The sequence below is a fragment of the Streptomyces fuscigenes genome (assembly GCF_021556455.1).
GTDB classification, from domain to species: domain Bacteria; phylum Actinomycetota; class Actinomycetes; order Streptomycetales; family Streptomycetaceae; genus Streptomyces; species Streptomyces fuscigenes.
The window spans coordinates 1-3123 of sequence record NZ_JAKGCV010000558.1 but is presented as its reverse complement, the minus strand read 5'-3'; the positions used below and the strand labels follow the sequence as shown (position 1 = coordinate 3123).

4 protein-coding genes are annotated in these 3123 nt (G+C 76.0%); 3 read left to right on the top strand and 1 reads right to left on the bottom strand.

Annotation, left to right across the window (positions count from 1 at the left end; all coding sequences use genetic code 11):
* Positions 1–79: 79 nt before the first annotated feature.
* Complete coding sequence (locus L1885_RS26235) at positions 80–598, bottom strand: sigma factor (protein ID WP_235799650.1); 519 nt, start codon at positions 596–598, stop codon at positions 80–82.
* A gap of 230 nt (positions 599–828) precedes the next feature.
* Here L1885_RS26235 and L1885_RS26230 point away from each other — a divergent pair, with 230 nt between their 5' ends.
* The 3 genes from L1885_RS26230 to L1885_RS26215 all read left to right on the top strand — a co-directional run bounded on the left by L1885_RS26230 (position 829) and on the right by L1885_RS26215 (position 2957).
* Positions 829–1203, top strand: a complete 375-nt coding sequence (locus tag L1885_RS26230) for an STAS domain-containing protein (RefSeq protein ID WP_235799649.1) — start codon at positions 829–831, stop codon at positions 1201–1203.
* Positions 1204–1421: 218 nt separating this feature from the next.
* A complete protein-coding gene (locus tag L1885_RS29030; protein ID WP_308117404.1) occupies positions 1422–2075 on the top strand; it encodes an RraA family protein in 654 nt (217 codons plus the stop codon).
* 156 nt (positions 2076–2231) lie between these two features.
* Positions 2232–2957 (top strand): flavodoxin family protein, encoded by a 726-nt coding sequence (locus tag L1885_RS26215; protein ID WP_235799648.1) that lies wholly within the window; start codon positions 2232–2234, stop codon positions 2955–2957.
* Positions 2958–3123 lie beyond the last annotated feature (166 nt).

Sequence of the window (3123 nt, the reverse complement as noted above, 5' to 3'; positions counted from 1 at the left end):
GTGGTCCCGGCCGGGTCCGCGTCCCCGGGCACGGGCGGGGCCCCGTCGCCGGGGGCGCCGCGCGGGACGTCCGGGCCGGTCACCGGGCGCCTCCCGGGTCGGTGCCGGCGGAGGACAGCAGCTGCAGGCCGAGACGGAGGCGGCGGCGCGCCTCGTCCTCCGTCACGTTCAGATCGCGTGCGGTCTGGCGGTACGAGCGGCGCAGCCGGTACGCGCTGTCCAGGGCGTCCCGCAGCGGCGCCGGCATCGAGGTCACGATGAAGTCGGCGCGGGCCGCGGTCGCCGCGCGGCGTACCCGGCTCTCCGGCGCCAGGCCGCCCGCCCGCAGCCGCGCGACGGCGCGCTCGCTGGCGAGGCCCGCCAGCCAGCTGCGCAGCGTGCCGCGGTCCGGGGCGAACTCCTCGGGGTGCTGCCAGGCGTGCGCGAAGACCTCACGGGTGACCTCGTCGGCCGCCGCGTCGTCCTCCAGCACCCGGTGGGCGAGGCTGTGCACGGTGGACGCGAACCGGTCGTACAGTTCGCCGAGCGCGGCCTCCTCGGCTCGCGCCAGCCGCTGCTGCATCCTGCGGTCCCAGCGGGGCGATGTCTCCGCCGCCATGTGCTCCCCCGATTCCGCCGGACCCGGGGCCCGGCTCCGACCCGCCCCGCCGCTCCTCGAATGTATCCGGCGGCGCCCGCGGCGTGCGCCCCTTTGCCCCAAGTGCGCCCCTGGGCCCCCGGCCCGGCCGAAGGCCATGTTTCGGACGGGACCGATGGGGCAGACCCCGGGGAATGGACATCCGAGGGACGGGTGTTCGCACGCGGTGGGGGTGAGGGAGGTTCGAGCGCGTGACACTCAGCGTGGACGAGGCGGCACAGGGCCGCTGGACCGTGCTCCACGTCACAGGTGAACTCGACCTGGTGACGTCACCCGATGTGCGCCGCCGTGTCCACGACGCGGTGGCCGAAGGGCACCGGGAGGTCGTCGTCGACCTTTCCGAGGTGTACTTCTGCGACTCCAGCGGCGTCGGCGTGCTGATCGCCGCGCGCCGCCTGCTGCGCTCGTGCCAGGGTTCCCTGCGCATCGTGCTGCCGGCCCGGGGCATCACGGACGGCTCGCACGTCAACCGCGTCCTGACCGCACTCGGCGTGCGGCGCCTCTTCGAGGTCTTCCCGGACGCGGAGTCCGCCGCCGACGACGAGGCGGAACCGCTCTCCGCGTAGCGGGCCCGCGTCGGGGCCGCGCTGCCGACGGCGGCACCGGGCCCCGGCTGTGACGGCACCGGGCCTCCCGGCCGTCCCGGCCCGCCGCCCGCCGGGGCCCCGCACCCCCGGCCCGCCCCGCGCCGACCCCGTCGCCCGGGCGACTGCCGGGTCGTGACCGCGGCTCCGCGCGACACGGCCCCGGGGGCGCGCGACAGTGGGTGGTGGAGGTGGTGCCGGTGACGGCGACGCAACCCGAGGAGCCCCTGCTCGACCTCGCGCGCCAGGTGGGCATCGCGGACGCCCAGGACGCGCTGGGGCGGCTGCACCGCCACCGCAGCCACGTGGTGGACCTGGCCAGCCCCGATCCGGGGCGGCTGCTGTTCGGACCCGCGGTGACCATGTCGTTCTTCCCCACGTGCGAGGAGTCCCTGCCGGCCGCGACGTACAACTTCGCCGACGTGTTCGACGAGGCGGTGCGCGGCGGCGCGCGCGGCGCGGTCCTCGTGATGGCGTCGAACGGCTACTCGAACGTGTCGATGGGCGGCGGCACGAAGATGTCCCGCCTCGTCGGGAGCGGACTCGCCGGGGTGCTCGCGGAGGGCCGGCTGCGCGACTTCGGCGAACTCGCCGGTTCCGGGCTCGCCGTCTACTGCCGGGGCGAGGCCGTCCGCTGGGGCGGCGACACGGTGACGCCGTTCGAGACCAACCGTCCCGTCGTCGTCTCGGGGGTCGGCATCAGGCCGGGCGACTACATCTTCGCCCAGGGCTCCAGCGCGATCTCGATCCCCCGCGCCCAGGTGCGCGCGGTGCTGGACGACGCGCGCCGGACCATGGAGTCGGAGGCGCGGCAGGCCGCCGAGTGGAGCGCCGGGTCCGGCCCGGACCGCTGAGGTGCGCCCCCTGGACCGCCCCGGCCCCCGGGGTCGTCCCCGCCCGGGATCGTTCCGCCCGGGCCGTGGTCCCCGCCGCCCTGCCCCGCCGTGCCCGTTCCCGTTCCGCCGGGCCCCAGCGCCCGCGCGTCGCCGCCGACCCGCCGAGGAGGCCATGTGGACACCGACCAGGACGAGGGGCCCCGCTTCGACGGGCTCCGCGCTCTCTTCGTCAACTGCACGCTCAAACCGTCGCCCGAGCCCAGCCACACCGGCGGTCTCCTGGCCAGGAGCCGCGCGCTGATGGAGCGGCGCGGCGTCGCGGTGGACGAGATCCGCGCCGTCGACCACGACATCGCCCCCGGCGTGTGGCCCGACATGACCGAGCACGGGGCCGCGACGGACGCGTGGCCGGCGTTGTTCGAGCGGGTGCTGGCGGCCGACGTCCTCGTGATGTGCGGGCCGATCTGGCTGGGCGACAACTCCAGCGTGACGAAGCGCGTGATCGAGCGGCTCTACTCCTGCTCGTCGATGCTCAACGACCAGGGCCAGTACGCCTATTACGGCCGGGCGGGCGGCTGCCTGATCACGGGGAACGAGGACGGGGTGAAGCACTGCGCGAGCAACGTGCTCTACAGCCTCCAGCACCTCGGCTACGCCGTGCCCCCGCAGTCCGACGCCGGCTGGGTGGGCGAGGCCGGGCCCGGACCCTCGTACCTGGACCCGCACTCCGGCGGCCCGGAGAACGACTTCACCAACCGCAACGTCACCTTCATGACCTGGAACCTCATGCATCTTGCCTGGATGCTCAAGCAGGCCGGGGGCTTCCCCGCCCACGGCAACCAGCGCGCGCTGTGGGACGCGGGCTGCCGCTTCGACTCGGAGAACCCCGAACACCGCTGAGGCGGCCCGCGGACCCCCGGCACGTTCCCCGGGCGCACCACTCTTTCCCGCGCGTCCCCCGGGCGCACCACTCTTTCCCCGCGCGTCCCCGGGCGCCTCCTCCGGCCTGCCTCCGCCCCGCCGCCCGCGGCGCGCGGGGGCCCCGGCGCGCGCCCCGTGCGCTCCG